This window comes from Halobaculum saliterrae, from assembly GCF_009831625.1.
Taxonomy (GTDB): domain Archaea; phylum Halobacteriota; class Halobacteria; order Halobacteriales; family Haloferacaceae; genus Halobaculum; species Halobaculum saliterrae.
On record NZ_WUUS01000006.1, the window covers coordinates 107,928 to 134,163 of the forward strand.

General features: G+C 69.2%; 29 protein-coding genes. 13 read left to right on the top strand and 16 right to left on the bottom strand.

Going from position 1 to position 26,236, the window contains the following annotated elements; translation table 11 throughout:
- Positions 1–3: 3 nt before the first annotated feature.
- Positions 4–510, bottom strand: coding sequence for a metal-dependent hydrolase (locus GRX01_RS10605; RefSeq protein ID WP_321168027.1), 507 nt, complete (start codon positions 508–510; stop codon positions 4–6).
- Between the two features lie 75 nt (positions 511–585).
- Complete coding sequence (locus GRX01_RS10610) at positions 586–1,119, bottom strand: CinA family protein (RefSeq protein WP_159666865.1); 534 nt, start codon at positions 1,117–1,119, stop codon at positions 586–588.
- 95 nt (positions 1,120–1,214) lie between these two features.
- Here GRX01_RS10610 and GRX01_RS10615 point away from each other — a divergent pair, with 95 nt between their 5' ends.
- Positions 1,215–2,315, top strand: a complete 1,101-nt coding sequence (locus GRX01_RS10615; RefSeq protein ID WP_321168028.1) for a pyridoxal phosphate-dependent aminotransferase — start codon at positions 1,215–1,217, stop codon at positions 2,313–2,315.
- Positions 2,316–2,521: 206 nt separating this feature from the next.
- Positions 2,522–3,700, top strand: coding sequence for an ArsA family ATPase (locus tag GRX01_RS10620; protein WP_159666868.1), 1,179 nt, complete (start codon positions 2,522–2,524; stop codon positions 3,698–3,700).
- 10 nt (positions 3,701–3,710) lie between these two features.
- Here GRX01_RS10620 and GRX01_RS10625 read toward each other — a convergent pair whose 3' ends face one another.
- The 6 genes from GRX01_RS10625 to GRX01_RS10645 form a co-directional block, all read right to left on the bottom strand.
- On the bottom strand, positions 3,711–4,025 hold the full coding sequence (locus GRX01_RS10625) for a hypothetical protein (RefSeq protein WP_321168029.1): 315 nt from the start codon (positions 4,023–4,025) through the stop codon (positions 3,711–3,713).
- Positions 4,026–4,029: 4 nt separating this feature from the next.
- The gene (locus tag GRX01_RS18845) at positions 4,030–4,854 is read right to left on the bottom strand and encodes an SDR family oxidoreductase (protein ID WP_201289573.1); all 825 of its coding nucleotides are present in this window, start codon (positions 4,852–4,854) and stop codon (positions 4,030–4,032) included.
- 72 nt (positions 4,855–4,926) lie between these two features.
- Complete coding sequence (locus GRX01_RS18850) at positions 4,927–5,718, bottom strand: endonuclease V (RefSeq protein WP_201289574.1); 792 nt, start codon at positions 5,716–5,718, stop codon at positions 4,927–4,929.
- A 4-nt stretch (positions 5,719–5,722) separates the two neighbouring features.
- A complete protein-coding gene (locus GRX01_RS10635; RefSeq protein WP_159666871.1) occupies positions 5,723–6,646 on the bottom strand; it encodes a rhomboid family intramembrane serine protease in 924 nt (307 codons plus the stop codon).
- Between the two features lie 152 nt (positions 6,647–6,798).
- Positions 6,799–6,942, bottom strand: a complete 144-nt coding sequence (locus tag GRX01_RS10640; RefSeq protein WP_159666874.1) for a hypothetical protein — start codon at positions 6,940–6,942, stop codon at positions 6,799–6,801.
- A gap of 130 nt (positions 6,943–7,072) precedes the next feature.
- Positions 7,073–7,606 carry an inorganic diphosphatase gene (locus tag GRX01_RS10645; RefSeq protein WP_159666877.1) on the bottom strand — a complete coding sequence of 178 codons (534 nt, stop codon included), beginning with the start codon at positions 7,604–7,606 and terminating at the stop codon, positions 7,073–7,075.
- 326 nt (positions 7,607–7,932) lie between these two features.
- Between GRX01_RS10645 and GRX01_RS10650 the strand changes: the two genes are divergently transcribed.
- The gene (locus GRX01_RS10650; protein ID WP_159666880.1) at positions 7,933–8,298 is read left to right on the top strand and encodes a PadR family transcriptional regulator; all 366 of its coding nucleotides are present in this window, start codon (positions 7,933–7,935) and stop codon (positions 8,296–8,298) included.
- An 81-nt stretch (positions 8,299–8,379) separates the two neighbouring features.
- On the opposite strand, the gene GRX01_RS10655 is transcribed toward GRX01_RS10650, so the two are convergent.
- Together GRX01_RS10655 and rnhA are read right to left on the bottom strand one after the other, a co-directional pair.
- On the bottom strand, positions 8,380–9,060 hold the full coding sequence (locus GRX01_RS10655; RefSeq protein WP_233740987.1) for a DUF7108 family protein: 681 nt from the start codon (positions 9,058–9,060) through the stop codon (positions 8,380–8,382).
- 1 nt (position 9,061) lies between these two features.
- Positions 9,062–9,652, bottom strand: a complete 591-nt coding sequence (gene rnhA / locus GRX01_RS10660) for a ribonuclease HI (protein WP_159666883.1) — start codon at positions 9,650–9,652, stop codon at positions 9,062–9,064.
- An 85-nt stretch (positions 9,653–9,737) separates the two neighbouring features.
- Here rnhA and GRX01_RS10665 point away from each other — a divergent pair, with 85 nt between their 5' ends.
- The 3 genes from GRX01_RS10665 (at position 9,738) to GRX01_RS19155 (ending at position 12,715) form a co-directional block, all read left to right on the top strand.
- Positions 9,738–10,745, top strand: a complete 1,008-nt coding sequence (locus GRX01_RS10665; protein WP_159666886.1) for a transcription initiation factor IIB — start codon at positions 9,738–9,740, stop codon at positions 10,743–10,745.
- A gap of 332 nt (positions 10,746–11,077) precedes the next feature.
- A complete protein-coding gene (gene nreA / locus GRX01_RS10670; RefSeq protein WP_321168030.1) occupies positions 11,078–12,352 on the top strand; it encodes a DNA repair protein NreA in 1,275 nt (424 codons plus the stop codon).
- Positions 12,353–12,412: 60 nt separating this feature from the next.
- On the top strand, positions 12,413–12,715 hold the full coding sequence (locus GRX01_RS19155) for a preprotein translocase subunit TatA (RefSeq protein ID WP_233740988.1): 303 nt from the start codon (positions 12,413–12,415) through the stop codon (positions 12,713–12,715).
- 123 nt (positions 12,716–12,838) lie between these two features.
- Here GRX01_RS19155 and GRX01_RS10680 read toward each other — a convergent pair whose 3' ends face one another.
- Positions 12,839–13,132 (bottom strand): DUF5789 family protein, encoded by a 294-nt coding sequence (locus GRX01_RS10680; RefSeq protein ID WP_159666889.1) that lies wholly within the window; start codon positions 13,130–13,132, stop codon positions 12,839–12,841.
- 183 nt (positions 13,133–13,315) lie between these two features.
- Between GRX01_RS10680 and GRX01_RS10685 the strand changes: the two genes are divergently transcribed.
- A complete protein-coding gene (locus GRX01_RS10685; RefSeq protein ID WP_159666892.1) occupies positions 13,316–14,359 on the top strand; it encodes a DUF7139 domain-containing protein in 1,044 nt (347 codons plus the stop codon).
- A 100-nt stretch (positions 14,360–14,459) separates the two neighbouring features.
- Here the strand turns inward: GRX01_RS10685 and polX are convergent, their stop codons facing one another.
- Positions 14,460–16,202 (bottom strand): DNA polymerase/3'-5' exonuclease PolX, encoded by a 1,743-nt coding sequence (gene polX / locus GRX01_RS10690; RefSeq protein ID WP_159666895.1) that lies wholly within the window; start codon positions 16,200–16,202, stop codon positions 14,460–14,462.
- Between the two features lie 275 nt (positions 16,203–16,477).
- Here polX and GRX01_RS10695 point away from each other — a divergent pair, with 275 nt between their 5' ends.
- Positions 16,478–16,984: an FxLYD domain-containing protein gene (locus GRX01_RS10695; protein WP_159666898.1), complete on the top strand. Its 507-nt coding sequence runs from the start codon at positions 16,478–16,480 to the stop codon at positions 16,982–16,984.
- A 55-nt stretch (positions 16,985–17,039) separates the two neighbouring features.
- Here GRX01_RS10695 and GRX01_RS10700 read toward each other — a convergent pair whose 3' ends face one another.
- The gene (locus tag GRX01_RS10700; protein ID WP_321168031.1) at positions 17,040–17,483 is read right to left on the bottom strand and encodes a DUF5788 family protein; all 444 of its coding nucleotides are present in this window, start codon (positions 17,481–17,483) and stop codon (positions 17,040–17,042) included.
- A 154-nt stretch (positions 17,484–17,637) separates the two neighbouring features.
- On the opposite strand from GRX01_RS10700, the gene GRX01_RS10705 reads away from it, so the two are divergent.
- From GRX01_RS10705 to GRX01_RS10725, 5 genes are all read left to right on the top strand, one after another.
- Positions 17,638–19,341, top strand: a complete 1,704-nt coding sequence (locus GRX01_RS10705) for an acyl-CoA mutase large subunit family protein (protein ID WP_159666901.1) — start codon at positions 17,638–17,640, stop codon at positions 19,339–19,341.
- 105 nt (positions 19,342–19,446) lie between these two features.
- Positions 19,447–19,722, top strand: a complete 276-nt coding sequence (locus tag GRX01_RS10710; RefSeq protein ID WP_159666904.1) for a winged helix-turn-helix domain-containing protein — start codon at positions 19,447–19,449, stop codon at positions 19,720–19,722.
- A 70-nt stretch (positions 19,723–19,792) separates the two neighbouring features.
- Positions 19,793–20,095: a hypothetical protein gene (locus GRX01_RS10715; RefSeq protein WP_159666907.1), complete on the top strand. Its 303-nt coding sequence runs from the start codon at positions 19,793–19,795 to the stop codon at positions 20,093–20,095.
- Between the two features lie 166 nt (positions 20,096–20,261).
- Positions 20,262–22,256: an acetate--CoA ligase gene (gene acs / locus GRX01_RS10720; protein WP_159666910.1), complete on the top strand. Its 1,995-nt coding sequence runs from the start codon at positions 20,262–20,264 to the stop codon at positions 22,254–22,256.
- 240 nt (positions 22,257–22,496) lie between these two features.
- Positions 22,497–24,107: a long-chain-fatty-acid--CoA ligase gene (locus GRX01_RS10725; RefSeq protein WP_159666913.1), complete on the top strand. Its 1,611-nt coding sequence runs from the start codon at positions 22,497–22,499 to the stop codon at positions 24,105–24,107.
- Between the two features lie 74 nt (positions 24,108–24,181).
- Here GRX01_RS10725 and GRX01_RS19620 read toward each other — a convergent pair whose 3' ends face one another.
- The 3 genes from GRX01_RS19620 to GRX01_RS10740 all read right to left on the bottom strand — a co-directional run bounded on the left by GRX01_RS19620 (position 24,182) and on the right by GRX01_RS10740 (position 26,107).
- Positions 24,182–24,370: a fructosamine kinase family protein gene (locus GRX01_RS19620; protein ID WP_394351380.1), complete on the bottom strand. Its 189-nt coding sequence runs from the start codon at positions 24,368–24,370 to the stop codon at positions 24,182–24,184.
- Positions 24,367–25,209 carry a P-loop NTPase gene (locus tag GRX01_RS10735; protein WP_159666916.1) on the bottom strand — a complete coding sequence of 281 codons (843 nt, stop codon included), beginning with the start codon at positions 25,207–25,209 and terminating at the stop codon, positions 24,367–24,369. The genes GRX01_RS19620 and GRX01_RS10735 overlap by 4 nt, the downstream gene beginning before the upstream one ends.
- A 145-nt stretch (positions 25,210–25,354) precedes the next feature.
- Positions 25,355–26,107, bottom strand: coding sequence for a GNAT family N-acetyltransferase (locus GRX01_RS10740; RefSeq protein ID WP_159666919.1), 753 nt, complete (start codon positions 26,105–26,107; stop codon positions 25,355–25,357).
- Between the last annotated feature and the right edge of the window lie 129 nt (positions 26,108–26,236).

A 26,236-nucleotide genomic window follows, 5' to 3' on the forward strand; every position in this document is an offset into this window, starting at 1 on the left:
CCCTCAGACCGGCAGCCCGGTCAGGAGCGCCCCGACCGCCTCCCGCGGCGTCCCGGTGTTCAGGTCGACGACGAAGAACTGCACCAGCGCGAGCGCCGCGAGCTCCGCGAGCGTGATGACGACCGTGAACGTGTCCGCCCACTTGCTGGAGGTCGCGACGCCGACCGGGAGCCCGTACTCCGTCGACGAGAGCGGGTAGAACAGCGCGATGCCGCGTTTGCTCCCGACCACGTCGAGGAGGTAGTGCGTCGCGACGCCGATCCAGACGAACTGGAGGTTCCCAAAGTAGATCGGATACGCGAGGATCACCCCGAGGACGGGGAGGCTGTGCAGCGTCTTTCGGTGTTTGCCGAAGGCCGTGTCGACGTCGGGGAACAGCGCGCCGAGCACGATCGGGACGAACAGTTCGGCGATGGTCACGAACGTCTCCACGTCGCCCGACGGCTGGAGGACGTAGCCGAGTCCGATCGAGAGGAGGATCGCGTTCAGCACGTGGCCCTTCTTGTTCACGCTCGCCCCTGTTCGCGGGAGCGACCAAACCGTTTCGGCATGGCCCGGCCGACGACGAACGGCGGCACGCCGGAGTTACCCGCGCCGTTCGACCGCCTCGGACAGGTTCGCGAGCGCCTGCCGCGCGATCTGTGCTTTGATCTCGATTCTCGTCCCGTCGAACTCGTGGCGCTCGACGGTCGCGTCGCTCTCGCCGGTCCCCCACGCGCCGGCGTACGCGACACCGATGTACACCGTTCCCACCGGCTTCTCGTCGCTGCCGCCGTCTGGACCGGCGATCCCGGTCGTCGAGACGCCCCAGTCGGTGCCGGCGGTGTCGCGGACGCCTCGGGCCATCGCGCGGGCGACCGGCTCCGAGACGGCACCCGCCTCGTCCAGGTGTTCGCGCGGGACCGCCAGCTCCTCCAGCTTCGCGTCGTAGCTGTAGGTGACGACCGAGCGGTCGAAGTAGTCGCTGGAGCCGGGAACGTCGGTCAGCGACGACCCGATCAGGCCGCCGGTACACGATTCGGCGGTCGCGACGGTCTGGCCTGCGGCTCGGAGAGCGTCGCCGACGCGCTCCTCGACGGGCGGACCGGATCCGGACTCTCGCGTCTCGGATTCACGCATATCCGACGGTATCTCGGCGGCGGCTTAAGATCGTGGGCGCCGGCGTGAGACCGCGGGAGTGAAGGAGCGACGGACCACACTACCGCCGACAAGCCGTGAACTACGAGCGCCCGCAGTTCTTCCACGTGATGCAGTACGCCGCGTCCGCCGACCGCGACGTGGTCGACATGGTGTCGGGCAACCCCGACTGGGAACCGCCCGCCGCGCTGCGCGACGGACTGCGCGAGTACGCCGACGCGAGCCCGGACGAGTTCCAGTACCCGCCCAGCGAGGGCCTGCGCGACCTTCGCGAGGAGATCGCCGCCCGCCGAAACGTCGACGTCGACCGGATCGTCGTCACCAACGGCACGGGTGAGGCGAACTACCTCGCGATGGCCGCCGCGCTGGATCGGGACGCCGGCTCGGAGGTCCTCCTGACCGACCCGGTATACCCGTACTATCCGGGGAAGGCGTCGATGCTCGACGCGGACGCGACGCTCGTCCCGACCGAGCGCGACGGGTCGATCGACCCCGATCGCTTCCGCGAGGCGGCGAGCGAGGAGACGAGCCTCGTTCTCGTGAACACGCCGAACAATCCGACCGGCGCGGTGTACTCGCGAGAGACGATGGCCGAGCTCGCGACGATCGCCGAGGACGTGGACGCGACGCTCGTCGTCGACGAGGTGTACGATCACTTCGACTTCACCGGCGAGTTCGAGTCGGCGCTGACGCTCGACAGCGACCGCGTGATCGTGACGACCGGCTACTCCAAGTCGATGGCTATCACCGGGTTTCGCGTCGGCTACGCGGTGCTCCCCGAGCACCTCGTCGACGCCGCCAAGACCCGACACATGCTCGTCAACGTCGCCACCTCGCGGCCGCCGCAGGTGGCGGTCCTGCGCGCGCTCCGCGAGACGGACGCCGACTACTACGCCGACGTGCGCGCGATGCTGCGCGAGCGCGTGACGACGTTCACCGACGCGCTCGACGCCGCGGGCGCCGAGTACACGACGCCCGAGGGCGCGTTCTACGTACTCGCCCGCTTCGACGACTTCCCGGGCACGATGGCGAACGCCAAGCGACTGATCGACGAGGCCGGCGTCGCGGGGATGCCGGGCGAGACCTTCGGCTCGGCGCGCGACGAGTGGCTCCGGTTCGCGTTGGTGACACCGCGTGCCGAGGAGGCGGCCGCGCGGCTGGCCGACTACTTCGCGTAGCGGCCGACGGGGGATCGCTCGCTCGCGTTCGTTGCTCGGCCCCGGGCGCTCCGACGGCACGCGAGGGGCGACGCGGACTGTGGGTCGACGGGGACGACCCGAGGCGTCCGGCGGTGTTGCTCCCGGTATCGTATTTCAACCCCCGCGTGGACCCCGTCGCGCCGCGACCAACGGATAGACAAGTTCCCGTCTCCTCGGTCCCGACAATGAGCGATATCGACGTGGAGCCCGTCGACGAGATCGACGACGACGGGGAGGACGGTCAGCCGCCCGAGCCGGACGCCTCACAGATGGGCGCCGAGATCGACATGAGCGACGCGGCGGGACTCGCCGACCCGGACGATCCGAAGTACGTTCTCTACGGCGGGAAGGGTGGCGTCGGGAAGACCACGTGCGCGGCGGCGACCGCGCTCGCCAGCGCCCACGACGACGTCGCGACGCTGGTGGTGTCGACCGACCCGGCGCACTCGCTGTCGGACACGCTCGACACCGACATCCCGGCCCACCCCTCCCGCATCCGCGAGGACGTTCCGCTGTACGCCGCCGAGATCGACCCCGACGCCGCGATGGAGGAGGGACTGTTCGGCGCGGGGATGGCGACCGGCGCCGAGGGCGACGACGCCGGGGACGGATCCGGCGGCGCGGCTCCCGGCGAGAACCCCCTCGGGGGGCTCGGCGGGATGGGCGAGGCGATGGCCGACTCGCCGATGGGTGGAATGCTCGGCGGGACGATGCCCGGTGCCGACGAGGCCGCGGCGATGCGTCAACTGCTCGAACACCTCGACGACCCTCGCTTCGACCGGGTCGTCGTGGACACGGCCCCGACGGGGCACACGCTTCGCCTGCTGCAACTCCCCGAGACGCTCGACTCGATGGTCGGGCGTATCATGAAGCTCAAACAGCAGTTCTCCGGGATGATGGAGGGTATGAAGGGCATGTTCGGGATGGGCGACGGCGCGGGCGAGGAGCCGGACCTCGACGAGTTGAAGGCGCGCATCACCCGGCTGCGCGAGACGTTACAGGACCCCTCGAAGACCGACTTCCGCGTCGTGATGGTCCCCGAGGAGATGAGCGTCGTCGAGTCCGAGCGGCTCGTCTCCCGGCTCGACGAGTTCTCCATCCCGGTGAACACGCTCGTGGTGAACCGCGTGATGGAGGACCCGCGCGAGGTCGCGGCGTTCGGCGACGGCGTCGACCCTTCGTGGATCGTCACGCCGAACCTGGAGGAGTGTGAGTTCTGCCAGCGTCGGTGGGAGGTCCAGCAGAACAGCCTCTCGAAGGCGACCGACCTCTACCGCGGCCGCGACGTGAAGCGCGTTCCCCTGCTCGCCGACGAGGTTCGCGGCGAGGACGCCCTGCGCGTCGTCGCCGCCTGTCTGGCCTGAGGGCGGTCGACTACGTCGATTCGCCGTCGCTGTCCGCCAGCTCCGCGATCAGGCCCTCGGCCAGTTCCAGCGCCGCGGCGACGTGTTCGTCGGCCCGCTCGTCCTCGGTGTCGCCGGCCTCACGGAGCAGGCGAACGACGTGGCCGACTCGCTCGCGGACGGTGTCCGGGTCCGCGGGTCGTTCGGCGAGGTCGCGGGCGACGGCCTCGGCCTCCCCGAGGTGGGCGCTCGCGGCCCGCGCGACCGGTCGCTCTGCGGTCGCGGCGAGCTGTTCGTGGAGCGCGTCGAGTCGGTCCCCGACGGCCGGTTCGTCGCCGTCGCTCACGGGCTCACGACAGCTTCGACGCGAACGACCACAGCGAGTCCGCGATCCGCGTCGGGACGAACCGTCCGATCTCCGCGACCGTCGCGAGCGGGCCGACCGGGTAGCGCGCGGGCGGCTTCGTCGAGCTCGCGGCGTCGACGACGTCCTCGGCGACGCGCTCGGGCTCGACGGCCGCGAACCCGCCGCCGCCGATGGCGTCGTAGTCCTCGACGAGATCGTAGAACGACTCGTAGGCGCCCGATCGGTCGAGGCCGTCGATCTCGGACTCGACACGGTCGTCGAACCCGGTTTCCACGGGGCCGGGCTCGATCAGCGAGACGGAGATCCCGTACTCGCGGACCTCGTTGCGGAGGGCGTCGCTCATCGCCTCCAGCGCGTACTTCGAGCCGCAGTAGACGCCGCCGCCGGGGAACGCGATCCGGCCGGCCGCCGAGGAGACGTTCACGATGGCGCCGTCCTCGCGGCGGCGCATCGCCGGCAACACCTCGCGGATCAGTCGGTGGGGACCGTACACGTTCACCTCGAACTGGTCGCGGACGGCGTCGGTGGGAACGTCCTCGACGGGGCCCATCTGGCCGTAGCCCGCGTTGTTGACGAGCGCGTCGATCCGACCCTCCTCGTCGAGCATCCGGTCGACGACGCGCTCGATGTCCTCCTCGTCGGTCACGTCGAGAGTCGCGATCCGGCAGTCCTCGTGGTCTCCGAGCGTCTGGACGTCGGCCGGGTTTCGGGCGGTCGCGTACACCGTCCACTCCTCGTCGAGGAACGCCTCGGCGCTCGCTCGGCCGATGCCGGACGAACACCCCGTAATGAGCACGGTTCTGGTCATGTCAACGCCGTCGGGCGCCCCGAAGTTAACTCCCGCCGTCTCGTGGCGGTGTGTCGGATCCGCACTCCGACATCACTCGTCCGCCGCGACCTCGCCTTTCGCCTCGTCGGCGTACGCGTCCGCCAGTCTGGTCGGCTCGGGCAGCTTGTAGCCGTCACACAGTGCCGCCACGAGATCGACCGCGGTCTCGGCGCTCACGCGGTGGCCGGGGCTCACGTACAGCGGGTTGATCACCGGCGAGGAGTCGTACTGGCGCGATTGGTACGCGTATCCGATCGTCGTGTCCGGGGGCGCGTCGACGCGCCCGTCGGCGAGGATCGGCGTTCGCCACCCGGCGGGACGACCGTCGACGTCCGCCTCGGGCGACCCGCACAGCAGGCGCTTGGCGACGCCGATCGCGGGGGCGTCGAACAGCACGCCGACGTGGGTGGCGATGCCGGCCTGCCGGAAGTGTATCCGGCCGCTCCCGTCGAGGACGTACAGGTCCGGGTCCGACTCCAGCGTCGCCAGCGCGTCGACGATCGGACCGCCCTCTCGGAACGCGAGCAGCCCCGGGATATAGGGGATGGACAGGTCCGTCACCGAGTACGTGCGCTCGACGACCTCGTCGCCGCGGGACACGACGATCGCCGACACCGCGCGGTCGTCGAGGAACGCCTGATCGACGCCGGCGACGAGCGCTGTCTCCGAGGGCGGGCCGGCGTCGAACCCCATTCCGGGGGTGTCGAGGCTCACGTCGGCGGGGTCGAACCGCAGGTCGTCGGCGAAACGGGCGGCGTCGGCGATGTCGCGCTGGAGCGCCTCCATCGCCTCGCGGTCGAGCGCCGGATCCGGGAGGAACTCGGGACGGACGGGCTCGGGCATCGGATCAGAGCCGTCGGCGGCCGCCGCCGAGGCCGCCGCCGCCGCTGCCGATCTGGTCGGGGACGCCCCGTCGACCGTCGGCGACGGTCGCGTAGAGGACGCCGAGCACGAGCCCCGAGAGGTGGGCGGCGTGGGCGATGCCGCCGGCGCCGCCGAGGACGCTCCCGCTGGAGACGACGCCGAACAGCGAGAAGCCGGCGTACAGCAGGGTGATCGTCCGGATCTTCAGGGGGATCGGCGGGATGAGCAGCATCACCTTCAGGTTCGGGTTCACGACCGAGAGGAAGCCCATGACGGCCATGATCGCTCCCGAGGCGCCGAGGACGCCGCCGGCGGGCGAGGCTCCCAGCAGCGCGCCCACGCCGATCTGCGAGAGCCCGGCGACCGCGCCGGTCACGAGGAACATCGCGGTGAAGCGCTTCGACCCGAGGTAGCGCTCGACCAGCGGGCCGAAGAAGTACAGCGCGATCGAGTTGCCGGCGATGTGGAAGAAGACGGTCGGGGAGTGCGAGAAGACCGACGTTACGATCGTCCAAACGTACCCCTGCCGGAGGGCGTTCTCGCTGAGCACGAAGACGTCCTGCCACGGGCCGCCCGTGAGGATCACCGCCCACTGGGCGGCGAACGTGACCCACATCAGCGCGAGGAACACGTACGTCATGTTCCCCCGGAACGCGCCCATGACGCCGCCGGTGCCCGTCTCGCGGTCGATCTTGGATTTCACCCGTGCGCCGACGCCGCCGGACCCGCCGTCCTCGACGTTCTCGTCGAAGCCCGAGTCGAAGACGCCGCCGGGGTCGTCCCACTCCCCCAAGCCCGGACAGTCGTGGTTCTCCGGAAGGCGATGCTCCGAACAGAAGGACTGCCCGCAGCGTCCGCACTGGTACGGGAGGTTCTCGTACTCGCCGCACTCCGCGCACTTCGCCATTACCCGCCCTAGCCGCGGGCGGGGTATATGTCTGCCCCTCTCGGGAACGAGAGCGCACATCCGGGGGTCCGCGAGCGGGGGACGGAGCCCGCCCACCGCCCGTCTCGTTCAGGTGTGCTCGGAGACGTCGACGTCCGCCCGGGCGTGCTCGCTCACGCCTCGTCGTGGGCGGCCTCAACTCCGTCGCCGTCGTCGTCGGTGCCGTCGTACTCGGCGGTTCCCTCGTCGTCGACGTCGGCGTTCGTCGGGACGACGGTCACGTGATCGATGCCGACGGCGGGCTGTTTCGCGGCCATGTTCGGGTACACCTTGCCGGTTGTGCCACTAAAGATTACCCATGTGCATAACGTATGCGCGCGAGCGGGGCCATGCTCACGGCTAATCCGGGAGCGCCGAGGGAGGCGAAAACCGGGAGGACTGGGCGCGTTACGCGAACTTCTCGTCGTAGAGGTCCTGGGCGTGCTCGATCGCGTCCATCGCGGCCCGCTTGTCCTCCCAGCCCAGCGTCTCGACCTCCTTGCCCTCCTCGAGGTTCTTGTAGGTCTCGAAGAACTCGTCGATCTCGTCGAGCTGCTGTTGCGGGATGTCCTCGAGGTCCACGATGTGGTCGTACCGCGGGTCCTCGGTGGGGACGGCGATCACCTTGTCGTCCTGCTCGCCGTCGTCGTCCATCTTCATCAGGGCGACCGGACGGGCCTCGATGACGCAGCCGGGGAACGTCGCGTCCTCGACGAGCACCAGCACGTCGAAGGGGTCCTCGTCGTCGTAGTACGACTGCGGGATGAACCCGTAGTCCGAGGGGTAGTGGACGTTCGAGTGGAGGACGCGATCGAGCATCACGCCCGGGATGTCCTTGTCGTACTCGTACTTGTTGCGCTCGCCCTTCAGGCACTCCACGACCGCATAGATCTCCTCGGGGGCGTTCGGCCCCGTCTCGAGGTCTTCCCAGAGGTTCGTCATGCGCCCGACGGTTCCGTCAACGCGAGCAAAGGCCTTTCGGCACGCGGTGGCGACGGGGATCGGCGCCGCCTCCGACGACGATCCCGGGCCCGACCGCGCGGTCGGACCGCGGTACTCTTCGTGGAGGCCGTAGATCCGACTGACCGAATATAGTCGGCCGAACCCTTATTTGTGTCACCGGTCTTCACTGATCACGGTCGGTAGACGATCCGGGGGGATGAGATTCTCGGATCACTCGAATAGTGGCTTCTCAAGCTCTCTACGTGGAGAATATCCTTTCTGGTTGGCAACAATTAAATACTCCCGTGACCTCCCACCGAGTGACCATGTCAGAGGCACAATCGAAAACGGAAGTGGTCGACATCGCGCGGGACCTCACCGCGTTCCAGCAGAACATCCTCGTCATCCTCTCGGAGGAGGCGATGTACGGGCTCGCGATCAAACGCGAACTCGAGAGCTACTACGACGCCGAGGTCAACCACGGCCGGCTCTACCCCAACCTCGACGACCTCGTCGAGCTCGACCTGGTCGAGAAGAGCGAACTCGACAAGCGGACGAACCAGTACGAGCTCACCGAGACGGGCCGAAAGGCCGTGCTCGACCGCCTGAACTGGGTCGTCGGTCGGTACGTCACCGACGAGTCGCGTGCGGACGACCTCCGCACGCTCGTCGACGACGCGCTCGACGCGTAGACCGACGAACGGACGCACAGGCCGACGAACACGGTTCACCGGATCGAACCGAACCTCGCGGGCGTCACCGCCCGGACGGGTCTACAAGGGAGTCCGCTCGTCCGCGGCGTCGAAGACGTACCGCAGCGACGCTCGAACGGCGTCGCGTTGTTCTTCGGACGGCCACGTGTTGCGGGGGAAGTACTCGTCGAGGAACTCCTGAACCTCGTCGGCGTCGGCGGAGTCCATCGGCCGCGCGTAGTGGTTCCCCATGAAGTCGGCGAACGCCCGGGCGTTCGCGGCGTGGACCTCGTCGTGTTCCTCGGCGACCCGCTCGACCAGTTCGCCGTTGTGTTCCTCGACCTCGCTCCAGTCGTCGGGGTCGCCCGCTCCCGACAGCGACACCTCGACGGCGCGGTCGGTGTCGTCGATGCGGTCGATCTGCACCGTTCCGCCCTCGATCCACTCGTCCGGGTGGCACACGAGCGTGTCGTCGTCCTCGCGAACGCGAGCCGTGAAGCCGTGGTCGGCGAGCCGCTCGGCGCGGTCCTCGCGGTAGGCCTCCGCCTCCGACTCGTCGACGGCCTCGCGGGCCAGGCGGGTGAGTCGCTCGGCGGCGTCCACGGTCGGCTTCGGAAGCTCCTCGTTCCACCCGTCGTCGCTCGGGTCGACGTCGTCGTGTTCGGGACCGTCGCCCTCGGCGCCGTCGAACCCGACGTCGTCCGGGTGCTCGTCGGTCGATGCCGCTCGCGTCGTGTCGGTGGTGTCCTCTGCGTCGTCCATTTCAGCCCTCGAACGCCTCGTTCGCCAACTCGTCGGCGCGCTCGTTTATCTCCCTCGGGACGTGCTCGATGCTCCAGCGGTCCAACCGCTCCAGCAACTCCAACGCCCGAACGCGTCGGTTCCGGAGGCCGGGATCGTTCACGTTCCACTCCCCGCGGATCTGCTTGACGACCAGCTGCGAGTCGCCGCGCACGTCGGCCTCGTCGAGACCGTAATCGACTGCCGCCTCCAGCGCGCGGATCAGCGCCTCGTACTCCGCCTTGTTGTTGGTCGTGTCGTCGATCCGCCCGCTCCCCTCGGCGACGACGCCGTCGCCCGTGACGATCGCCCAGCCGACGGCCGCGGGGCCGGGGTTGCCTCGGGAGGCGCCGTCGAAGTAGACGTGCCCCCGGCCGCCCCCCTCGCGGACGAGCGCGGCGAGTCGCTGGGGATCTCCCCCTTGAACGACGACCTTGTCGTCGTACGCCACCGCGACGGCCCCGTCGCGCTCGGCGCGCCAGCGTTCGTGGTCGGTGTTGCCCGCGACCACCTCGACGCCCGCGTCCGTCAACCGCCCGCGGGCCGCCTCGGGATCGCAGTCGATGACCGGCATACCGATCGGTGGCGGCCGACGGGGAGAAAGCGTTGCCATCGGGACCAACGCTTAACTGTACTGCGAGAGACACGTAATAAGTACGATGTCAGGCCCCACCCGTCAGCGAGACGAACGCGAGCGACGGCAGTGGACCGGCGACGCGCGCGCCGGGGAGTCGGAGTCGACCGGCGCGGACGAGCGAACCGACGACGGCGACGAGATCGACCTCGAGGACCTCGACGAGGAGGACCTCGTTCGCACGGCCGACGGCGAGTTGATGCACGAGCCGACGGGGCTCATCGTCGAGGAGGACCACGTCGACCGAGGGCCGGAGTGGCGGGCGTTCAATCACTCCGAGCGGCAGTCGAAGTCCCGCGTCGGCGCCCCGGTGACCGAGACGATGCACGACAAGGGGCTCACGACCACCATCGACTGGAAGGACAAGGACGCCTACGGCCGCTCGCTGTCCTCGGAGAAGCGTTCCCAGATGCACCGCCTCCGCAAGTGGCAGGAGCGCATCCGCACCAAGGATGCCGGCGAGCGCAACCTCCAGTTCGCCCTCTCGGAGATCGACCGCATGGCCTCCGCGCTGGGCGTCCCCCGTTCGGTCCGCGAGGTCGCATCCGTCATCTACCGCCGCGCGCTCAAGGAGGACCTCATCCGCGGCCGCTCCATCGAGGGCGTCGCCACGGCGACGCTGTACGCCGCCTGTCGAAAGGAGGGCATCCCTCGCTCGCTGGAGGAGATATCCGAGGTCTCGCGCGTCGAGCGCAAGGAGATCGGGCGGACCTATCGCTACGTCTCCCAGGAACTCGGGCTGGAGATGAAGCCGGTCGACCCCAAGCAGTACGTCCCCCGGTTCAGCTCGGAACTCGACCTCAGCGAGGAGGTCAAATCGAAGGCCAACGAGATCATCGAGACGACCGCAGAGCAGGGACTGCTGTCCGGGAAGTCGCCCACAGGCTTCGCCGCCGCCGCGATCTACGCCGCCTCGCTGTTGTGCAACGAGAAGAAGACCCAGCGCGAGGTCGCCGACGTCGCGCAGGTCACCGAGGTCACCATCCGAAACCGCTATCAGGAACAGATCGAGGCGATGGGCATCCACGGCTGAGGCGGTCGTCGACTCGACAGCGACGTACTCCCGCCCGCGCCTTCGCGGCGCCGCGAACGTTTTTGTCGGATACCGGAACCACCCCCACCGTGACCTGACAGTCGTCGCGCGACGGTCAGCGGGTGTGGGGCCGCGCAGGCCTCGGCGCGGACGGCGTGAGCCGTGCGCGCGTGCGGTCACTCGTCGCGTGTCGCGTCCCTTGCCGGCCCCGCGCGGGCCGCCCCGGCGACGCACCGACCGCCTGTTAACCATCTCCTGAGCGTAGCGGCTGTCAGCAGTGACGACCGCGCGGGGAACGTTCATGTCCGCGGAGCGGCTACGCCGACCCGACCGTGAAGCTGGACGACTACGTCGAGTTCGAGGCGAACGACCGGGCCGAGCGCCGACGGCTCGCACAGGAGAAGTCCTACGAGCTGATGGACCACCTCGAGTCGTTCCAGCACCGCTTCGACGAGGCGACCGGCGGCGACTCCGTGTTCGGCTCCGTCTCGCCGTCCATCTTCGTCGGGTCGTCGAACTACCCGAACCTCTCGACCGGCTTGCTCTCGCCGGTCGGCCACGAGGACGACGCCGCGACCTACGAGACCAGCGGGGCGTGGTACGAGGAGGGCGTCTCCATCTCGGACGTCTTCGAGCGGCGCACCTCGCTGTTGAACTCGACCCAGGGAGTCGACGCCCGCGAGGCCGGGTCCGTCCACGACGCGTGGGACGGGTTCCTCGGCGTCCAGCGCGAGGTCGCCATCGCCGACCGCCCGGTCGACGTCGAGGTGTTCCTCGACGATGGCCCCGACATCGACTACGACGTCTCGCCCGACGACGTCGCGACGCCGACCGGGCCGAGAGCTCGGGCGGCCGGCGCGGATCTGACCGAGAATCCCCACGTCCCGCGACCGGTGAAGAAGACGCTGGAGGACGACGACTGGCGCGCCGAGGGGGCGATGAACTACCTCTACCGCCGGGGGTTCGATGTGTACGACATCAACACCGTCCTCTCGGCGGGCGCGCTGGGTCGGGGCGACCAGCGACGGCTGGTTCCGACGCGGTGGTCGATCACCGCCGTCGACGACACGATCGGCAAGTACCTCCGGGGAACGATCCGCGACCGTCGGAGCATCGATACCGTGCAGGTGTGGCGAAACGAATACCTCGGCAACGCGTTCTGGGTGGTCCTCGCGCCCGGCGACTGGGAGTTCGAGCTGGTCGAGATCAAGTCGCCGGGGAGCATCTGGCACCCCGACCCCGAGGGCGACACCTACCTCTCGTCGGCCCACGAGAACCGCGAGGGCCGCACGCGATACGTCGACGAGACCGCCGGCGCGTACTACGCCTCTCGATTCGGCGTGCTGGAGCACCTCTCGGAACGCGGCCGACAGGCGAAGGTACTCGTCATCCGGCACGTCTCCGACGACTACTGGGGACCCGTCGGCGTCTGGCAGGTGCGCGAGAGCGTCCGCAACGCGTTCCGGGGGGAACACGGGGAGGCCGAGACGTTCGAGGCCGCCGTTCGGGGGGTGAGCGAACAGCTCCCGGTGTCGCTCGCGCGGCTCCGCAAGAAGTCCACGATGGTCGCGGGGCTCCAGTCGAGCCTCGCGGACTGGACGACGTAGGCGACGACGACCGTATCGGCCTCCCCTATCGTTAGGTGCCGTCGCCGCCACGTGAGGAGTATGGTCCCTCTCTTCGGCGGCGTCCCCGGCGGTCCCGAACTACTGATCATCCTGCTCGTCCTGTTGCTGCTGTTCGGCGGGACCGCGGTGCTGCTGCTCGTCGGCGTCGGGGGACTACGGCTCCTCGGTGACGCTGGCGGCGCCGACGACGAGCGGATCGCGGAACTCGAGCGGGAACTCGCGGAGACGCGCGAGGAACTGGCCGAACTGCGCGGGGAGCACGAGTCCGGACCGAACGACGACAACAGCGGTGATGACCACCCCGGCGGGGAGGGCGACTACGGGGACTCGAGGTCGGTGTAGGCCGCGCCGACCATCCCGCCCGTCCCCTCGATGACGGCGCCCATCTCCCCCCGTGGGCGTCGTTCCCAAGCAGCCGGGCGATACGGATGATCGAGGCGTGAACCCGGCAGTCGCTTCGGGTCGTTACTCCGCGGTCCGGACCGGCCCGCGTCCGACCTCGTTCTCGACGGCGTCGACGAACGTCTGGCGGCGGTCGAAGTAGGTGATGTCGACCTCGCTCAGCACGTCGGAGAGCTCCCGCGGACCGTCGGGCGTGCGGATGGTCGCGTCTCCCTCCTTGTCGAGCACCGCCGATCGCTCCTGCGGCCACGTGAGCCGCGAGGCGACGCGCGCCAGCGGTGCGCCCTCGACCGTCGGACCCTCGCCGAGTTCGACGGCGGGTTCCTCCTCCTCCTCGGGTTCGTCGTCGTCAGCCATGTCTTCGGATTCGCCGAGGGTCCGCCTAATCCTTTCGGAGCGCCGCTGCGGGTCGGCTCCCGAGCCCCGCGGTCGGGGCTGGCTCGACCGCCCCCGATCGCAGCCGAACCGGTGGACCGAACGGACACCGTCATGCCGATGTCTGACGCATCCTTTTAACTGATCGTGATATAACAGGGGTGTATGAGCAGCCTCGCCGAGGTCTACGAGGGGCAAGTCGGCGAGTACGCCAGCCTCCGGCGGCTGTATCTCGGCGTCGGACTGTTCTCGCTGGGTGCGCTCCTCGTCGTCGTCGGGATCGTGATCGCGGCGACGGACCTGACGACGGCGACGCTCGGCTGGACCCTCGGTCAGGCGCGCGAGACCGCGGGAATCCTCGCGGGACTCGGCGTTCCGGCGACGTTCCTCGGCGTGCTGGTCGTGATGCCGACGAGCCGTCGGACGCGGGCGGCCGCCGTCGTCGGCGCGGGGGTGGCCGTCCTCGGCGTGGCGCTGTTCGCCCACGCGTACCCGTGTCACTGGTCGGGCGCGCGCTGCGTCGGGGAGTACGCCGACCTGACCCTCCCGACGGCGGGCGTGTACTTCCTCGGGGCGTTCACCACGTTCTGGTGTCTGTTCACCGGCGTCGCGAACTTCAAGGCGCGAAACAACCCCGGCGGAACGGTGACCCTGGAGGTCACCCGCGAGGGCGAGACGAAGGTGATCGAGGTGCCGAAATCGACTGCCGAGGAGCTGCGTGGCGCCAAGGGCTCCACCGGAACCGTCGGCGGCGTCGGGCTCCTCGGCACCACTCCGGACGGGAGCGTCGAGACGCAGACGAACCGTTCGGAGGGCGACCAGCGCCGCGACCGGACGGCGCAGTCGGCGTCGGCGGCCGTCGGATCCGGATCCGTCGGGAACGCCGAGACGGACGCCGGAGCGGCGGCGGGCGCGGCGAGCGACGGCGGGGCGTCGTCGTCCGACATCACCCCGCTGGCGGAGCGGCAACAGCCCGACTCGGCGCCCGGGATCGACCGCGTCGCCCCCTCGGCCGAGGGTCCCGCCGTCGAACAGTCGGCCGCCCCGGAGCGCGACACACCGCGGTCTCAGTCCCCTGGCGACTCCTACTGTGGTTCCTGTGGGCACTTCCAGTACGTTCGGACCGACCAGGGGATGCAGCCGTACTGTGGCCTCCACGACGAACTGATGGAGGACATGGAGGCCTGCGACGACTGGCGTCCGCGCTGACCGGCACGAACGGTTCTCTCCTCGTCGTCTGTCCCCGTCCCGTTCGACTCCCGGCGGCTCGAACGCCTCGGTCGCGTCCGCCGATACACGAGCCCGCCGGTCACTCCAGAAACGCGCGCAGTCCCTCGACGTCGCGCACGTTCACCACGTCCGCCGGTTCGGCCCATCCCCGTCGGGCGGTGTGGACGCCGTAGCGAACGTTGTCGAGTTCGGCCGGGGAGTGAGCGTCGGTGTTCACCGCGATCGGCGCGCCAGCCTCGACGGCCGCACGCACGGCGTCGCCGTTGCAGTCCAGGCGCGCGGGGTTCGAGTTGACCTCCAGCGCCGTCCCGGCCCCCGCGGCGGCCTCGGCGAGGCGCTCGAAGTCGACCTCCAGACCCGGCCGCTGGTTGATCAGTCGGCCCGTCGGATGCCCCAGGACGTCGACGTACGGGTGTTCGACCGCGCGGATCAGTCGATCGGTCGCCTCGTCCTGATCCAACGCCGCGTGTGGCGAGGCGATCACGACGTCGAGGTCGGCGAGCAGGTCGTCGCTCGTCGTCACGTCGCCCTCGGCGTCGATGTTGGCCTCGACGCCGTGAAGCACGTCGATCTCGGCGTCCTCGCGGACCGCCGCGACCGTCTCGGCCTGCTCGCGCACCTCGTCGTCCGAGAGGCCGGTGTCCCCGAAGACGCCCGGTCCGTCCGCGTGGTCCGTGACGCAGTGGTACTCGTAGCCGCGATCGGCGGCAGCCTCGACCATCCCCCCGATCGTGTTGGCTCCGTCGGACCACTCGGTGTGGGTGTGGAGGTCGCCGCGGACCTCGCCCTCAGTGAGCAGGTCCGGCAGCTCGCCGTCGGCGGCGGCGTCGATCTCGCCGGTGCCCTCGCGTATCTCGGGGGGGATCACGGGGAGATCGAGCGCGCCGTACATCTCCGACTCGTCGGCGCCGCCGAGGCGCTCACCGACGCGCTGGCCCGAGTCCGGGTCGTCGACGCCGCTCACATCGAACACGCCGTACTCGTTGAGCTTCAGCCCGCGGTCGATCGCCCGGTTGCGGAGATCGACGTTGTGCGCCTTCGAGCCGGTGAAGTACTGGAGCGCGGCCCCGAACTCGTCGGGGACGACGACGCGGAGGTCGACCCGGATCCCGTCGACGCGGACGCTCGCCTTCTGCTCGCCCGCCTCGATCACGTCGTCCGCGTCGGGCCAGTCGGTGAACAGGTCGACGACCGCCTCGCCGTCGTCGCTGGCGACGAGCACGTCCACGTCGCCGATGGTGTCCCTCCAGCGCCGGATCGACCCAGCCACGTCGACCCGCTCGACGACCGACTCGCCCTCGAGATGGCCGAGCGCGTCCTCGGCGAGCGGGCGGGCGTCGCCGAGCCGCTGACGCTGCCCTGCCTCCCTCGCGAACGCGACGTTGTCGAGGATGTTCTGCTCGGTCTTCGCTCCGAAGCCCTTCACCTCCCGGATCTCGCCGGCCTCCGCGGCAGCCTCCAACTCGTCGAGGGTGGTGATCCCGAGTTCCTCGTACAGCGTGCCGACGGTCTTGGGGCCGACGCCCTCCACCCGGGTCAGGGCGGCCATGTCGACGGGGAGTTCCTCGCGGAGGGCCTCGAGCTCCTCCACCTCGCCGGTGTCGAGGTACTCCACGACCTTCGCGGCGATCGCGTCGCCGACGCGGTCGATCTCGGCGACGGCGTCCTCGCCGCCCTCGCCCGCGAGGTCCTCGATCGCGCGCGCGTGGTCGCGGACGTTCTCGGCGGCGCGCCGGTAGGCGTTGGGCTTGTACTCGACTCCCTGCGCCTCCAGCAGGTCCGCGAACTCCTCCAGCAGCCCGGCGACCTCGGCGTTTCGCATGTACGTGTGCATCCGGGTGGCCGGAACTTAGAACGAATGGCCGGAACCGCGCCCGCGACGGACGGGGTCGGTCACCCTGCGAGTGCAGGGATCCGGCTTTTCGGTCCAGTCGGCATAGCGCCACCACGGACCGCCGTTCCCAGAACTCCGCACCGACCTGCTCAGTCGGCTGACGAACCGCCCGACGCATCGAGCAGTAGGAACTGCATGGGGGACAGAACGATCGAGCGTACCGAGTTCCCGGACGGGTCACGGGGCGGGACCAGCAGGCCACAATGAACCGACGAACTCTCATCCGGACGACCGGCATCGCCTCGGCAGGTATCGGCCTCGCGGGCTGTAGTGGCGCGCCGGACGCGGGCGCCGACACGACCGAACCAACCGACGACGTCGCCAGCGTCGCCCCCGACGTCTCCCTGACCGTCGTCCGCAACGCCTCCGAGAACCCGGAGCCCTACGAGGACCCCGCCGGCACCGTGGTTCCGCAGGAGTCCGACGCGCTCGCCCTCGATGAGGTCATCTTCCAGCGGGCCGGCGAGCGGGGGATCGTGGTGTCCGGCAACCTGTCGAACACCGCCGACCGACCGTTCGTGCACGTGGCCGTCGAGGTGATCCTCTACGACGAGAACGAGACGGAGGACGGCCTCCTCGACTCGGCGACCCTGCGGACCACACACGGGCGGCTCGACGCCGGCAACTACTGGGCGTGGGCGACGACGTTCGGCGAACCCGAGTTCGAGGTCGACTACTACTCCGTCGAGGCGACCGCCAGATACGACTGAACGGCCGACTCGGGCGATCGTTCGGGGCTCCTTCCCCGGAACACGACGCCGCCGGTCAGTAGCCGCCGCGCTTGCTTCCGCTGGCGTCGTCTTGCCCGAGCGCCTTCTTGAGGAAGCTCATCCAGCGCTTCCGGTCCATCGCCTCCTGCCGGCGCGCCTCGCCCTCCACGTCCGCGGCCCGGAGGGTGTCGAGGGCGTCGAGCGCGCGGTCGATCCCGATGATCGACGCCGCGACCTCCTCGCCCGTCTCGAAGTCGACGCGGTTCTCCTCGATCCGTTCGAGTCGCTCCAGCCGCTCGCGCCGGAGGTTCCGCTTCGCTCGCTCGACACGTTCGCGCTCGCCCTCCGGGATCGTGTCGCGGCGTTTGATCTCGAAGACGAACTCCTGCAGGTCGATCTCCTCGCCCTGGACCTCGATGCGGTCCGGGATGTCCGCCCCGATGGTCGCGCTCTCCTTGGTGACGCGTTCGAGGAGCTGTTTGCGCTGGTACTCCTGCACGGTCTGTCGTCGGGGATTGGGCCGCCGGGGTGTTTCGTGTTTCGCTCGGGGCGGATCGAGCCGTGTCGCTCGACCGCGAGGGATCGGGCCGCGCGGCCAGCAGGGATCCCCGCCACCCGAATCGTTAATGGTCCTTCCGGCAGTTGTTGCGTCCATGTACGATGAGGATGACCTCGCGGAGATCCGCGAATCCCGTGAGGAGTGGGAGGAGGAGACCCGCGATCCCGTTCTGGACGCACACGGCGAGCGCAAGGACCGGTTCGCGACCGTCTCGAACCTCGAGATCGACGACCTGTACACGCCCGAGGACGTGGCCGACATCGACTACGAGGAGGACATCGGGTTCCCCGGCGAGGAGCCGTACACCCGCGGCCCGTACCCGACGATGTACCGGGGGCGCACGTGGACGATGCGGCAGTTCGCCGGCTTCGGCACCGCGACCGAGACGAACGAGCGCTTCCACTACCTCATCGAGAACGGCCAGACCGGCCTGTCGACGGCGTTCGACATGCCGAGCCTGATGGGGAAGGACTCCGACGACCCGCTCTCGGACGGCGAGGTCGGCAAGGAGGGTGTCGCCGTCGACACCCTGCGCGACATGGAGATCCTCTTCGACGGCATCGACATCGGCGAGGTGTCGACCTCGTTCACGATCAACCCCAGCGCGCCCGTGATCTTCGCGATGTACGTCGCGCTCGCCGACCGGAAGGGGATCCCCCGCGATGAGCTCCGGGGGACCTTCCAGAACGACATGCTCAAGGAGTTCATCGCGCAGAAGGAGTGGGTGATCCCCCCGGAACCCTCGCTGGATCTGGTCACCGACACCGTCGAGTTCGCCATCGAGGAGACGCCGGGGATCTACCCCATCTCGGTGTCGGGGTACCACATCCGCGAGGCCGGCTCGACCGCGATCCAGGAGCTCGCGTTCACGCTCGCGGACGGCTTCGCGTACGTGGAGGACGCCGTCGAGCGCGGGATGGACGTCGACGAGGTGGCGCCGCAGCTGTCCTTCTTCTTCAACTCCCACAACTCCATCTTCGAGGAGGTCGCCAAGTTCCGCGCCGGCCGGCGCATCTACGCGCGGATCATGGACGAGTGGTACGACGCGGAGGCCGACGAGTCCAAGCGCCTGAAGTTCCACACGCAGACGGCCGGGCAGTCGCTGACGGCCCAGCAGCCGCTCAACAACATCGTCCGGGTGACGATTCAGGCGCTGGCGGGCGTGCTCGGCGGGACGCAGTCGCTGCACACGAACTCCTTCGACGAGGCGCTGGCGCTGCCCTCCGAGCAGGCGGTCCGCGTGGCGCTGCGGACCCAGCAGATCATCGCGGACGAGTCCGGCGCGGCCGACTCGGCGGACCCGCTCGCGGGCTCGTTCATGGTCGAGAGCCTCACCGACGAGGTCGAGGAGAAGACGATGGCGTACCTCGAGGAGCTGAAGGAGATGGGCGACGGATCGGTTCGTGACGGCGTCCTCGAGGGCATCGAACAGGGGTACTTCCACCGCGAGATCCAGGAGGCCAGCTACGAGTACCAGGAGCGCGTGGACGACGGCGAGGAGGTCGTCGTCGGCGTGAACAAGTACACCGTCGAGGACGAGCCCGACCCCGACCTGCTCCACGTCGACGAGGAGGTGCAGGACCGACAGCTCGAGCGCCTCGCCGAGGTGAAGGAGGAGCGCGACGACGACGCGGTCGAGGAGACGCTCGGGGCGCTGGACTCGGCCATCGAGAACGACGAGAACGTGATGCCGTACGTCGTCGACGCGGTGAAGGAGTACGCGACGATGGGCGAGATCATGGACGTGTTCGAGAAACACCACGGCGCCTACCGCGAGACGATCGGGCTCGCCTCGTAGACGGACGCGTCGGATCCCCGATGGGTGTCGCACGGCGGCCCGCGGGCCCCGGTGAATCCCGGACTTCGGTGGACTTACTTCCATCGTCGGCGTGAAAACGGAACGATGGACGGCGTTCTGTGGTACGTGCTCACCGGAACCCGCGGCGGTGAGAACCGCGTCCGGATTCTCAAGACGGTCGACGATCGGCCGCGGAACGCCAACAGGCTCGCGGAGACGCTGGAGTTGGACTACACGACGGTACGTCACCACCTCGACGTACTGTGTGACAACGACGTGCTGGAGAAGCAGGGCGGCGACTACGGCGCGGTGTACCTCCCGACGGACCGCGCTCGCCAGCACTGGGACACGGTCGAACGGATCATGGAGAAGGTAGAATGACGCGACGGGGATTCGGGTCGACGGTTGGAAAGAGTATAAACGAACCAGCGCGCTACTGGAGGCTGAGTCGATGAGTCTCTGGTTACAGGTGGTCTGGGTCGCCGCCGCGGTCAACATCGTCCTCCTCCTCGGGTTGAGCTACGTCTGGGGGCGAAACTACTCGCGGTTCCGCTCGAAGCACACCCTCGGGCTGGCGGCGTTCGGGGTCGTCCTCCTCGCGGAGAACGCCCTCGCGCTGTATCTCTTCTACTTCCACGCCGACCTCAGCGCCTGGATCGCCGCGCAGGCACCGATCGCCCACCTCGCGATGGGCGGCCTCCGCCTGCTCGAACTCGTCGCAATCGCGTTCCTCACGTGGGTCACCTGGGACTGATCGGCACGGCTCCCTGCGCCAGTTCCGTCGGCCTCCGATCGCGATATTCCGACCCTTCATCGAGGTAGACGACCGCTTCTCGTCCGGCGAAAACCCCACGACGACGCGGCGAATTCGACGGAGTGAGGCAGTTTTATCACGGTCGATTGAGACGTATCGCGTGAGTATGTCTGACGAAGACGTGGAACTGGAGGCCCGGCTCGAGGAACAGGAGGTGTTCGAGCCGTCCGACGCGTTCGTCGAGCAGGCGAACGTCTCGGACGCGGGCATCTACGAGGAGTTCGAGGAGGAGTGGCCGGAGTGTTGGGAGGGGGCCGCGGACCTTCTCGACTGGGAGGAGTCGTACGATCAGGTGCTCGACGACTCGAACCCGCCGTTCTACGAGTGGTTCACCGACGGCACCCTGAACGCCTCGACGAACTGCATCGACCGGCACCTCGACGAGCGCGGCGACGAGGCCGCCATCGAGTGGGTCGGCGAGCCCGTCGACGAGGACAACGTCACGCTCACCTACAGCGACCTCCACGAGAAGGTGAACGAGGCGGCCGCGGCGCTGCGGGACCTCGGCGTCGGCGAGGACGACGTCGTGACGATGTACATGCCGATGATCCCGGAGCTGCCGATCGCGATGCTGGCGTGTGCGCGCATCGGCGCGCCCCACTCGGTCGTGTTCGCCGGCTTCTCGGCGGACGCGCTGGCGACCCGGATGAACTCGGCCGACTCCGAGTACCTCGTCACGTGTGACGGCTACTACCGCCGCGGCGACCCGCTCGACCACCTCGACAAGGCCAACGAGGGCCTCGAGGGCGTCGAGCACGACACCGACACGGTCGTCGTCGACCGCCTCGGGCGGAACGGCGACGACTTCGGCCACGACCTCGCGGACGACCAGCACGACTGGGGCGAGCTCATGGCCGACCACGAGGGCGCCGAGGTGGAGCCGGTCGACCGCGACGCCGAGGACATGCTGTTCCTCATGTACACCTCCGGCACCACCGGCAAGCCGAAGGGCGTGAAACACACCACCGGCGGCTACCTGTCGTGGACCGCGTGGACCTCGCAGGCGGTGCTCGACATCAAGCCCGAGGACACGTACTTCTGCTCGGCCGACATCGGCTGGATCACCGGCCACTCGTACATCGTCTACGGCCCGCTCGCGCTCGGCACGACGACGATGATGTACGAGGGGACGCCGGACCACCCCGACCGCGACCGCCTGTGGGAGATCGTCGAGGACTACGGGGCGACGCAGCTGTACACGGCGCCCACCGCCATCCGCGCGTTCATGAAGTGGGGCGAGGAGTACCCTGATCAGCACGACCTCTCCAGTCTCCGACTGCTCGGGACGGTCGGCGAGCCGATCAACCCGCGCGCGTGGAAGTGGTACTACAAGCACATCGGGAACGAGGAGTGCCCGGTCGTCGACACGTGGTGGCAGACCGAGACCGGCGGCATGATGGTGACGACGCTGCCGGGCGTGAAGGACATGAAGCCCGGTTCCGCGGGGCCGCCGCTGCCCGGCCTCGACGTACAGATCGTCGACACGAACGGCGACGAGGTCGAGCCCGGTCGCGCGGGCTATCTCACCGTGAACAAGCCGTGGCCCGGGATGCTCCGGACCCTGTACAAGAACGACGAACGCTTCATCGAGGAGTACTGGGCCGAGTACTCCGACACCGACTCCTCGGACCCCGACGACTGGGTGTACTTCCCCGAGGACGGCGCCAAGATCGACGAGGACGGCTACATCACCGTGCTCGGCCGCGTCGACGACGTGCTCAACGTCTCGGGCCACCGGCTCGGCACGATGGAGATCGAGTCGGCGATCGTCGGCGTCGAGGGCGTCGCCGAGGCCGCCGTCGTCGGCGGCGACCACCCGGTGAAGGGCGAGGCCGTCTACGCGTACGTCATCGTCGAGGACGGCCAGGAGGAGTCCGACGAGTTCCGCGCGGAGATCGTCGAGGCCGTCGAGGACGCCATCGGCCCGATCGCCCGCCCCGAGCAGGTGATCTTCACGCCGGAGCTCCCGAAGACGCGCTCCGGGAAGATCATGCGTCGCCTGCTGGAGGACATCGCCAACGGCGAGGAGCTCGGCAACACCTCGACGCTGCGCAACCCCGAGATCGTCGAGGACATCCGGCAGGTCGTTCAGGGGGACTGACCCCTCGTACCGCACCGCCACGCCGGCTCGCCGTCGTACCGACGCGCAGTCGATCCGTGTCTTCTTTCGCCGTTCGTCCGCCAGCGACGTCGCCGCGGACCGCTCGTCACGGCGCCGATGACGCTCGTAGCCTTCGGTTCCCCACCGTGTCTGCGATCGGTGGATCCGTGACCGAGCCCCATGGCAGGTGGTACCGTCCCCGCAACGATTATCACGAACGTGCCTGAAATTCGCCTGTCCATGGAGAAACCGCTGTTAGTGACCGACTTCCTCGACAGGGCACGCCGGAACTACGGCGATCACGAGGCGGTCCTCGGGGTCGACGGGGAGCGATTCACGTACGACGAGTTGGGCGAGCGCGCCGACGGGTTCGCGGCGGCGCTGCAGGCGCGCGGCATCGAGAAGGGCGACCGCGTGGCGGTGCTGGACCCGAACACGCACTACCACCTCGCGGCCGCCTACGGGAGCTTCCAGGCGGGCGCGGTCCACACGCCGTTGAACTATCGCCTCGTCGAGTCGGACTTCGAGTACATCCTGAACGACGCGGGCGTCGACGCCGTCTACGCCGACTACGCCTACGCGGACAAGATCGAGGGGATCCGCGACGAGGTGCCGACGGAGACGTTCATCACGAACGACGCGGACGCCGTCGAGGGCGACTGGGAGGAGTTCGACGAGGTGATCGCGGAGTCGACGGCGTACGACCGTCCGGAGATGGCCGAGGACGAGATCATCACGATCAACTACACCTCCGGTACCACCGGCGACCCGAAGGGCGTGTGCCGGACCCACCGGACGGAGACGCTCCACGCGTACATCATCACGATCCATCAGGAGATCGCCGACGACGACACGTACCTCTGGACGCTCCCCATGTTCCACGTGAACGGGTGGGGACACATCTACGCGGTCACCGGGATGGGCGCACGCCACGTGTGCACCCGGGGCGTCGACGCCGAGTACGTCTTCGACAAGCTCCGGACCGAGGACGTGACGTACTTCTGTGCGGCGCCAACCGTCGTCAAGATGCTCGGCGACCACCTCGATGAACACGGCGGCGAACCCGACGCCGGGCAGGACGTACGCGTCGCCACCGCGGGGGCTGCGCCGCCGGAGGCGACGATCCGCATGGCGGAAGACGAGTTCGGCTGGTACATCCAACACGTGTACGGCGCGACCGAGACGGGGCCCCTCATCACCACCAGCGACGCGCGGCGCTTCTTCGACGACGACTCCGAGGACCGGTTCGCGGTGAAGAAGACCCAGGGACTGGGCTACATCGGCACCGAGATCCGCGTCGTCGACGAGGACGGCAACGACGTCGCCGAGGACGGCGAGACCATCGGCGAGGTCGTCGTCCGCGGCAACCAGGTGATGGACCGCTACTGGAACAAACCCGAGGTGACCGAGGAGGCGTTCACCGACCGCGTCGAGGGGTACTACCACATGGGGGACCTCGCGGTCGTCGACGAGAACGGGATGATCTCCATCCAGGACCGCAAGAAGGACATCATCATCTCCGGCGGCGAGAACATCTCCTCGATCGAGGTCGAGGACACGCTGTTCAGCCACGACCGGGTCGACGACGTGGCGGTCATCCCCTCGCCGCACGACGACTGGGGCGAGACGCCCAAGGCGTTCGTCGTCCCGGCCGGCGGCGACCCGAACGACCCCGGCGTCACCGCCGACGAGCTGATCCAGTACGCCCGCGACAACATGGCCCACTACAAGGCGCCGACGCGGATCGAGTTCGTGAAGCAGCTCCCGAAGACCTCCACCGGGAAGGTCCAGAAGTACGAGCTCCGGCAGGACGAGTGGGAGGAGGAGGACCGAATGGTCGGGGAGGGATAGGTCGCGCTCACGGCTTCGGCCGCATCGATTCCCGACCGACGGCCACCCGTTCCTCGGTTCCTCGACGCCGACGCTCAGTAGCCGAGCGCCGACAGCGTCGTCCGAACCTCGTCGAGGTACCCCCCGCCGAAGTACCGGAGGTGCGTGAGCAGCGGGTACAGCCGATAGGCCGGTTCGCGCTCCCGATACCCGTCGGCGACCCCGGTGTGCTCGCGGGTAGCCGTTCCGGTCCCAGGTCGCGACTCCGCGTCGTCGCCGGCTATCCGAACGGGTTCGTGAACCCGTCGTCCGCGCTCCCGTCGGAGCCGCCGTCGGCGAACGCGCCGTCGTCGTCGCCGTCGCCGAAGCGGAACCCGCCAGCGTTCGCCGTGACGGTCATCCCGAGCATGTCCGGTCGCTTGCGGAGCGCGGCCGCCACCTCGCGGTAGGCCGCGGCGGCGTCGCTGTGCGGGCGATAGGTGACGGCCGGCTGGCCCGCGTCCTGCGCCTCCGGGATGGACTCGTCGTGGGGCACGTGTCCGAGCAGCTCGGTGTCGAGGAAGCTCGCGATGCGGTCGGCCGGCGGGGAGCGTCCGGTGCCCGACTTCGTGAGGACGACGCCGCCGACGGGCGCGTCCGCGCGCTCGGCGACGGTGATCGTCTTGTCGGCGTCGCGGATGGAGGCCACCCGCGGCGTCGACACGAGCACCGAGGCGTCCGCGCCCGACATGGGCACGACCGTCTCGCTGCTGACGCCGGCGGCCGTGTCGACGAGCACGGCGTCGTAGCGGGCCTTCAGCGCGTCCATCGCCGACGGGAAGCGATCGAGGTCGGAGTCGACGAAGCCGTCGAGGGTGACGCCGCTGGGGACGACGTCGAACCCGCCCGGCGCCGGGTAGGTGGCGTCCGTGACGCCCGCGCCGCCGGCGAGCACGTCGTGGAGGGTCCGCCCGCCGTTGACGCGGATGTCGAGGAAGTCGACGGCGTTCGCCATCGCGAGATCCGCCTCGACGACCGCGACGGCGCGACCGTCCTCCGCGAGCGCGGCCGCGAGGTTGAGGCTCGTCGTCGTCTTGCCGACGCCCCCCTTCGCGCCGACGACGGCGAGCACGCGTCCGTCCATGTGCACCCGACGGCGCCGCCGCGACTTAACTGCGGCCCCCGAAGTATCGCACGTGAGACTGTCCGGCGGATCGCCCGCCGTCGCCCTTGCCGTCGATGCCTGCGGCCTCACCCGATACCGACCCGACCGTCCACTGCGTACGCCCTCACCATCCCGCGTCCCACCGGCTGGCCTTCCGCTGGTTCCCGCACTCGCTGCACTGCACACGATCCATGGTGTCGACGTTCACTGCGAACCCGCCGCAGTTGCCGCAGACGTAGCCCATCCGCTCGGTGCGCTCGCGGTCGGCGTACGTCGCGTAGAAGGGAGCGATCGACGCGCGGTCGGCCTCGTCGTAGGCGACGTACACCTGCTCGCCGTCGTCGGCGACGCGTGCCTCGGTGAGCACCTGCTCGCCGTCGCCGCTGGGGAAGCGGGCGAACACGCGCTCGAGGAACTCCTCGCCACCGATCTCGACGGTCCGTTCGCCGATCTCGGAGAACCCCTCGCCCTCGTAGAACTCACCCCCCGCCTCGTTGGCCGCGAGCACGCGCCCCTCGAGTCGCTCCGCGCCCAACTCCAGTAGCTCCGTCTCCGCCCGGCGAAGCAGGTCGTCTCCGATCCCCTTCCCGCGGTGGTCCGGGTGGACGTGGAGCCAGTCCAACTCTCCGACCGGCTCGCGGCGCTTGACGAGTTGACTCTGTGCGAACCCGACGACGCCGCCGTCCTCGACGGCGACAACGAACACCGCGCCCTCGTCGGTGAGCGAGTCGGCGAGCGCCTCGGCGTCGTACCACGACTCGACGGCGTCGTCGATGAGATCCGCCGAGAGCGCGTGGCCGTAGGAGGCCGACAGCGACGCGCGTGCGGTCTCGCGGATGTCGTCAACGTCCTCGGTCGTCGCGTCTCTGAGATCCATGTGGATAGGTAGCACGGGTGGCACTTAATCACGCGGGCGCTTACTCGCCCGTCGACCCGGTATGCTCGGCGTACCACCCGCGGGAGGCGGGGTCCCTCGCCGTCGCGAGCCGCGGCCCCCGTGATCGGT